The organism is Aeromonas sp. HMWF014 (assembly GCF_963878295.1).
In the GTDB taxonomy this organism is placed as follows: domain Bacteria; phylum Pseudomonadota; class Gammaproteobacteria; order Enterobacterales; family Aeromonadaceae; genus Aeromonas; species Aeromonas popoffii.
In genome coordinates this window covers 26,494-33,701 of the sequence record NZ_CAWNYS010000498.1, presented here as the reverse complement: position 1 = coordinate 33,701, position 7,208 = coordinate 26,494, and the positions used below count along the sequence as shown (strand labels likewise).

At 59.6% G+C, this 7,208-nt stretch carries 7 protein-coding genes; 2 read left to right on the top strand and 5 right to left on the bottom strand.

Features of this window, described 5'->3' with window-relative positions:
• A partial coding sequence (locus AAC083_RS19485; protein WP_181364829.1) for a reprolysin-like metallopeptidase occupies positions 1 to 1,728 on the bottom strand: 1,728 nt, incomplete at its 3' end.
• A 209-nt stretch (positions 1,729 to 1,937) separates the two neighbouring features.
• On the opposite strand from AAC083_RS19485, the gene AAC083_RS19480 reads away from it, so the two are divergent.
• Positions 1,938 to 3,149 (top strand): RsmB/NOP family class I SAM-dependent RNA methyltransferase, encoded by a 1,212-nt coding sequence (locus AAC083_RS19480; RefSeq protein ID WP_042034069.1) that lies wholly within the window; start codon positions 1,938 to 1,940, stop codon positions 3,147 to 3,149.
• A gap of 65 nt (positions 3,150 to 3,214) precedes the next feature.
• Here the strand turns inward: AAC083_RS19480 and AAC083_RS19475 are convergent, their stop codons facing one another.
• Positions 3,215 to 3,559, bottom strand: a complete 345-nt coding sequence (locus tag AAC083_RS19475) for a Grx4 family monothiol glutaredoxin (protein ID WP_042034070.1) — start codon at positions 3,557 to 3,559, stop codon at positions 3,215 to 3,217.
• 286 nt (positions 3,560 to 3,845) lie between these two features.
• Between AAC083_RS19475 and sodB the strand changes: the two genes are divergently transcribed.
• Positions 3,846 to 4,430 (top strand): superoxide dismutase [Fe], encoded by a 585-nt coding sequence (gene sodB, locus AAC083_RS19470; protein ID WP_005319233.1) that lies wholly within the window; start codon positions 3,846 to 3,848, stop codon positions 4,428 to 4,430.
• 132 nt (positions 4,431 to 4,562) lie between these two features.
• On the opposite strand, the gene AAC083_RS19465 is transcribed toward sodB, so the two are convergent.
• From AAC083_RS19465 to AAC083_RS19455, 3 genes are all read right to left on the bottom strand, one after another.
• Entirely contained in the window at positions 4,563 to 5,375 is an 813-nt protein-coding gene (locus tag AAC083_RS19465; protein WP_181364828.1) for an MlaA family lipoprotein, read from the bottom strand.
• Between the two features lie 80 nt (positions 5,376 to 5,455).
• A complete protein-coding gene (gene ccmI, locus AAC083_RS19460) occupies positions 5,456 to 6,727 on the bottom strand; it encodes a c-type cytochrome biogenesis protein CcmI (RefSeq protein ID WP_108537479.1) in 1,272 nt (423 codons plus the stop codon).
• Positions 6,724 to 7,203 (bottom strand): cytochrome c-type biogenesis protein, encoded by a 480-nt coding sequence (locus AAC083_RS19455; RefSeq protein ID WP_108537478.1) that lies wholly within the window; start codon positions 7,201 to 7,203, stop codon positions 6,724 to 6,726. Before AAC083_RS19455 ends, ccmI begins: the two co-directional genes overlap by 4 nt.
• Positions 7,204 to 7,208 lie beyond the last annotated feature (5 nt).

The window sequence follows — 7,208 nt, the reverse complement described above, 5'->3', positions numbered from 1 at the left end:
GTTGATCGGGGCCGCGCTGGTGCCCGCCACATCCCAGCTGACCGACTGGCTGGCGCCCGGTGTCACCGCCACGCCAAGGGGACTGGTCAGACGGAAGGCGCTGCCGGTGTTGACCACCTGCACCTTCATGTCATCGCTGGCAACGCCGCCCTTGCCATCACGTACCGTGAGCCGGAAGTTGAGACTCCGGTTGGTGGTGGGCCAGGCCTCTCCCTTGGCTAACGAGCCGGAGAGCAGGGATGGCAGGCTCGGCAGGATCCGCTCCGGCGAGCCGGTCGGCGACACGAAGCGAAATAGCGGACCGAAACCCTCGTCGATCATATCGAGGGCGCTGCTGGACGGGTTGCCCAGATCGATCTGCTCCCAGGTGTAAGTCAGGGGATCCTGGTCCAGATCCGCCCCGGCGCCCTTGAGCACAAACGGCGTGTTGGCCGGAATGATATGGCTGGCCCCGGCAGCCGCCTGGGGGGCGTTGTTGCTAAGGCTCAGCGTGATGCCGCAGGCCGGCACAGTAGCCATGTGCGCCCGCATCTGCTCGATGGACTTGCTGTGGAAATAGGGATCGCTGTGCAGCTGTATGTTCTCGTCACCACAAATACCGGCGTAGGCCATGATGGAGCTGCCGCTGCCCGGCTCGAACGCCAGTCCGGCGACCCGGTTGCCACCACCGCAATTGTTGGCGGTGCCGTTGAAAGTATGATCGGCACCAAACTGGTGGCCGATTTCGTGGGCCACATAGTCGATAAAGAAAGCATCCCCCACCGGGGTGGATGAACCCGTCATGCCTGCCGACTTGGTAGCCGTACAGAGCGCGCCCAATTCGGCCAGGCCACCACCGCCTGTGTTGAGCACATGGCCTATGTCGAAGGGACCCAGGTTGCCCTTGGTAAGAGCATCTCCTTGCACCAAGACGTTTTTGCTGACGTCATCAGCCTCATAGGGGCTGCTGACACCGTGGATGTAATTCGGGTTATCACCGTTGTAAAAGGGGTCAGTAACAGGATCGGTAAAAATAATGGCGTCATTACCGCTGGCCAGCTGGAACTCGGCCCCCACATCGCGCTGATATACCTCGTTCACCCGGTTGAGCAGGGTGGCTATGGCCCCCATGGTCAGCACCTTGGAGCCCCCGTGGAACTGGGTATACTCCCCGGCCGCCGAGATGGCGATGACGTAGCGCTTGCGCTCGTTGCCATCCACCTGCACCTTGCGGGCCAAGGTTTCGGCGTCGGCACCGATCACCCTGTCGGCCTCCTCTTCCAGCCGGCTGTAGGCATCCTGCTGGTAATAGACGGCATAGCCTTCGGCATTGCACAGCGGGTCGACGAACACCATCTTGCCCTGGTGGGTGAACATGGCATGGAAACCTTGCGGGCCCAGGTCAAAGCGACCCGTCTCCACCGGCGCCGCCGGGTTATGGCCCTTAAAGGTCAGGATGTCAGGATACCTGGCGGCGAGATCGGCGGGCAGCAGGTCATAGGCCTGCAGGGTGAAGGTCACCTCGCCTCCGTCCGGCAGTGGCAGGGTCAGCTGACGCGCCCCTGCCTGCAGTCCGGCAAAGTAATCGAGGGGCACCTTGGCCACCCGGAACTGGTTGGCCCGCACTTCATAACCGTCCGCCGCCGTGGCGCGCGCCGCCACCGTGTTCCACTCCTTGGCCGCGAGGCCACCCGAACTCATCAGGCTGACCACGACCAGCGCCAAGGGCGAATATTTCATCAACTGCATCTTTTTAGTCCTTTTAAATGCACTCACCTGAACTGCAATCGGCATCATTTTCCTGCTGGTCCGATTAGTCCAGCACCATCGTCTGTATATTCCCCGAATGGGGAGTGTTGCACCAACCCTGTCTAGCCCCTATCATTGCGCGGATTTATCAGTTTTAGAGCTGCGTCACCATGACGACGGTTCGTCTTTATTTGACCAAGGTTAATCTCATGCTTAAATCCCCACTGTTGCCCCGTTTCGGGGACCTGATCGTTGCCATCGTTGACGATGTGCTAGGCCAGGGTCTCACCCTGGACCGCGCCTATGCCCGTCACTTTTCAGGCATCGAACTCAAACCGCAAGAACAGGCAAGGATTGCTCTGGTCACTGGCGATCTGCTGCGTCGCCTCAGCCTCTATTGCGCCCTGACCGGTATTCAGGTACGTCAGGCCGAGAAAAATGTCTGGCCGCTGCTGCACAGCTGGCACGCTTTTCACAAGATTGCTCAACCCAACCACCCAACGCTGGATCGCTTCAACGAAGAGGCATTCCGTCGCCGCCTGACCGAAGCGAAGAAGAACCCTGTGCTGATGGACGGTTGCCCCAGCTGGCTGGAGAAGCTGGGCAGCGAGCAGCTCGGCGAGGCCTGGCCTGCCGAGCGCGCGGCCCTGGCCTGGATGCCCAAGCGTTACCTGCGGGTCAACACCCTCAAGGGATCGCGGGAAGAGTTACAAGCCGTGCTGACCAAGGAACACATCTCGACCATTCCGGTGGAAGGGGTCGCCACCGCGCTGCAAGTCACCACTGACGCAGCGCTGTTCCGCACCAAGGCATTTGCCGATGGCTGGTTCGAGCAGCAGGATGCGGGCTCCCAACTGGTGGCTGCCGCACTGGAAGTGACGCCGGGCATGCGAGTCATAGACGCCTGCGCAGGTGCCGGCGGCAAGACGCTGCACATTGCAGCCATGATGAACGGCAAGGGCCGTTTGCTGGCGATGGATGTGGAAGAGTGGAAGCTGGAAAACCTCAAACAACGCGCCCGCCGCGCCGGTGCCCACAACGTGGAAACCCGCGTCATCGAGAGCAGCAAGACGGTCAAGCGCCTGAAAGGCACCGCAGATCGCGTGCTGCTGGACGTGCCCTGCTCGGGTCTGGGCGTGCTCAAGCGCAACCCGGATGCCAAGTGGCGTGACACCGCAGAGCGGCTGCCGGTACTGGTGGCCCTGCAGGAGGAGATACTGCAGCGCTACAGCCAGATGGTGAAGGTCGGCGGTCTGCTGGTCTATGCAACCTGCTCCATCCTGCCCCAGGAGAACCGCCAGCAGGTGGACAAATTCCTGGCTGCCAACGACAACTACCGTCTGCGGGACGACCACACCGTCAGCCCGTCCGCGACCGGTTTTGATGGCTTCTATATGGCACGGATCGAACGTATCAGCTGATCCCGTCAGCCGTGATAAGAAAGGGGAGCCATTGGCTCCCCTTTTTACATGATGCAGATGCGACCTTATTCGGCAGCAGCGTCATCCGGCTTGTGCTTGGCGGCAGTTTCCTTGATCAGGGCCTGCAGCTCACCAGCCTGGAACATCTCGATAAGGATATCGCAGCCACCGACCAGCTCACCCTCTACCCACAGCTGCGGGAAAGTGGGCCAGTTGGCAAACTTCGGCAACTCGGCGCGGATGTCCGGGTTTTGCAGTATGTCGACGTAAGCAAACGGCTCGCCACAGGACATCAGAGCCTGGGAGGCCTGGGCAGAGAAACCGCAGCTGGGTAGCTTGGGGGACCCCTTCATGTAAAGGATGATGGGATTGTCAGCCAACTGCTGTTTGATCTTTTCAATAGTTTCCATAGGTGCCTCACTAGAGCGATTTCGGCGGCCATTCTACTGCAATCCAGGCAGACCACAAACTGACAAACCGTCCCAGATGCAAGAAGTGATGAATCAATACGCCGCAGCTTGATCCAAGTCATGGCGAGAATCAAGAGTTGTTAGCCCATCTTTGATGCTGGTACAATCGATGGGCTTTGGGCCAACTGGCCCCATCATTTCAAGAACAATTCTTTTCAAAAAAGAAAAGAGTACGCAATGTCTTGCAACCGTCGCCTTCGCACGGCCAGCCAATGGAGAGTAGAAAATGGCATTCGAACTTCCCGCTCTGCCCTATGCAATCAATGCTCTGGAACCGCACATCTCCCAGGAAACTCTGGAATACCACCACGGCAAGCACCACAACACCTATGTGGTCAACCTGAACAACCTGGTGCCGGGTACCGAGTTTGAAGGCAAGTCTCTGGAAGAGATCATCAAGACTTCCACTGGCGGCATCTTCAACAACGCCGCCCAGATCTGGAACCACACCTTCTACTGGCACTGCCTCTCCCCGAACGGCGGCAACGAGCCGACCGGCGCCCTGGCTGATGCCATCAATAAGGCATTCGGCTCCTTTGCCGAGTTCAAAGATGCGTTCACCAAGTCTGCCATCGGCAACTTCGGCTCCAGCTGGACCTGGTTGGTGAAGAAAGCCGACGGCTCTCTGGCCATCGTCAACACCTCCAACGCCGGTTGCCCGCTGACTGAAGCTGGCACCACGCCACTGCTGACCGTTGACTTGTGGGAACACGCCTACTACATCGATTTCCGCAACCTGCGTCCTAAGTACATGGAAACCTTCTGGACCCTGGTCAACTGGGAATTCGTGGCCAAGAACCTGGCTGCCTGATAGCCGCTTCTTGCCAAAACGCCCCGCACTGCGGGGCGTTTTTTTATGGTGCATACAACCACACCCAGCTGCCAAATAATGACGAGAAAGGCGCCCGCAGGCGCCTTTGTTGTTAAACCGGATGCTCGTTCATCACTGGTCAATTTCATCCAGATAGTCGTCCAGATTGACATCGTCAGCCTTCTGCGCAGGCGTCTGCTTGAACTCGGTTTGACGACCGGTCACTTTGTTCTGGTTGTGTTGCAAAAAGAAATCCTTGGTCAGAGCATAAGGATCAAGCGCGTTGTCAATGATCCGCTCCTGATCGATCAGCTTGGAGCGGGTGCCCAATCCATCCAGCATCCAGTGCGTGATGCGCAGCGGCAATGTCAGCAACGCATAGGGGAAGTAAATGGTATCGATGGTGTCCCCGACCAGCTTGCGGGTGGTACTGGGACCATAGACAGGCACCATCAAATAGGCGCCATCCCCGATGTCGGCACGGCCCAGCACGGTATTGAACTCCAGCTTGTCACGCTCAAGTCCGGCATACTTGGCCACGTCGAATATCCCCAGCACGCCCACGGTTGTGTTGATGGTAAAGCGTCCCAGATTGGTCCCGGCCCCTTTCAAATCACCTGTGATCAGATGGTTAACCATGCTGCTCGGCTCGTTGAAGTTCTCCACCAGATTCTCGATGCCATCCTTCATGCCCTGCGGAACGTAGTTGGCATAGCCGTGCACCACGGGTCGGGCCACGTAGGGCTCCAGCACATCATAGTTGACCACCCACATGGCCCGGTTTGCACCCTGGAAAGGGTCACGAGCATCGCTGGCCGTGCTGGTCGCCGCTGGTCGGCTCTGGGCCCTCTTGAGGTCAAGGCTTTCAGGACCCGGTTGGGGTGGACCACCTGCACAGCCACCCAGCAACAACGCCACCATCAATGCCCCTAAACGCACATACATATGGAAGTCCTAGCTTTTTATTGTGATTAGTCTGGATTATAGGCAGCCCGGCCCCATCGAGGGGCCGGGCCAAGGGAGTATTAGAGGGCGTGATCGATGCGGATGTCAATCGGCGCTGACGGAATTGCGTCCGTCGGGATCGGAGCCGATACCCCTTCAAACGCCCCTTCCTTGTTCATGACGTTGCCACCGCGGGAGAGGCGAGCCTTGAACTGCAACTGCGGGTAGGTAGCAAGCTTGCTGCCCTCCATCATGGCATCACCATCCCCCAGTGACAGAGTCAACGGGAACTGGGGACCCGCTATGCGCTTGACCGCGATGGGCATGGGTGGCCCGTTGGGGATCACCGCAAACACGAACAGATGGGCATCCTCCGGCAGCTGGATGCCGGGGGCCAGCGTGACGTGCAACGGGAACTCACCGGCCTGCACCTGAACAGACGCCTGAGTTTGTGCCTGCTCGCTCTGGATCGCCGGCACGCTTGGCGCCGCCATGCCACGCTGCTTCAGCTGCTGCTCGGCATAGTCGATGGAGCGCTCCACCATGGTGTAGCGGGTCGAGCCCTTCTCCATCAGCGGCAACATCTCGCGCCAGCGCAGCAGCGCCGTCTTGAAGTCCTCTTTTTGCAGCGCCATGAAGGCATAGACGGAGCGAGCCTCTATGTTGGCCGGATCCAGCGCAATGGCGCTACGCAGCAGCTCATCGGCCTGAGCCTCACCTCCGGTCATCATCAGCGCCTGGGCATAGGGCACGGCCACCATGGCCTTTTGTGGTGCCAGCGCATAGGCTCGCTCCAGCGCCTCACGGGCCATCTCGGGATCATTACCATCCAGCGACAGGCGGCCCAGCAGCAGCCAGCCGCGATAATCGTTCGGCTCGTCCTTCAGACGGGTGCGCAAGGCCAGCATGAAGTCCATCAGATCCTGCTCGGTCACCTGGGCATCCTGCTCCACCAAAATACGGTTGCTCAGCTCACCCAACCGGCTGTTGGCATCCTGCCAGCGCTGGACTTCCCGCCAGGAGCCGAGCTGGTAATAGAGTCCCAGACTCACCACCACCAGCACCAGCACACCCGGGATCCAGATCAGACTCTTGCCACCCCGGGCGGTCTGCTCCACGTCGGGAATGTCGTCCAGCAGGCTGCGTTGCAGCTCGATCAAGGAATCCGGCTCTTCCGCCAATATGCCCTGTTCACGCTCTTCGCCTATCTCCAGCAGACGCTGGCGATAGAGCTGCTTGTTGAGGGCCGAGCGGCTGATGCTCTGCTTGCCCTCGCCGCGCCACAACGGCACTACCAGCGCCAGACTCACCAGCACCAGCAGGGCCGCGATCACTATCCAAAATGCGGTCATTGTTTCTCTTCCTCTTTGAGCAGGGCCGTCAAACGACGCTGCTCTTCCGCGCTCAGGGCGCTATCCGCCGGCCTGGCAGCCGCGGGGCGACGACGGCTGCGCACCACCACAGTGACGACACCTATGACGATGACCAGCAACGGGCCCAGCCAGAGGATCAGGGTCGACGCCATCAGCGGCGGGTTATACAGAATGAAGTTGCCGTAGCGGGCGACCATGTAGTCCACCACTTCCTGCTTCTCCTTGCCCTCGCGCACCATTTGATAGGTCTTGTCGCGCAGATCCTTGGCAAGCCCCGCATTGGAATCGGCGATATCCTGGTTCTGGCACTTCGGGCAACGCAGCTCCTTGGTCAGCTCGCGAAAGGTCTGCTCCTGGGCATCGTTGTCGAAGGTGTAGACATCGATGGCGGCCAGCGCCTGACCGGCGCCGCCCAATCCTGCCAGCAACAGCAAGGATGCAATCAATACTCTCATCAGGC

Bases quoted from the DNA above. Each gene is read 5' to 3' on its own strand.
- AAC083_RS19475 (WP_042034070.1), bottom strand. From the start codon at position 3,559: ATGGAAACTATTGAAAAGATCAAACAGCAGTTGGCTGACAATCCCATC.
- AAC083_RS19465 (WP_181364828.1), bottom strand. From the start codon at position 5,375: ATGTATGTGCGTTTAGGGGCATTGATGGTGGCGTTGTTGCTGGGTGGC.
- AAC083_RS19480 (WP_042034069.1), top strand. From the start codon at position 1,938: ATGCTTAAATCCCCACTGTTGCCCCGTTTCGGGGACCTGATCGTTGCC.
- AAC083_RS19455 (WP_108537478.1), bottom strand. From the start codon at position 7,203: ATGAGAGTATTGATTGCATCCTTGCTGTTGCTGGCAGGATTGGGCGGC.
- sodB (WP_005319233.1), top strand. From the start codon at position 3,846: ATGGCATTCGAACTTCCCGCTCTGCCCTATGCAATCAATGCTCTGGAA.
- ccmI (WP_108537479.1), bottom strand. From the start codon at position 6,727: ATGACCGCATTTTGGATAGTGATCGCGGCCCTGCTGGTGCTGGTGAGT.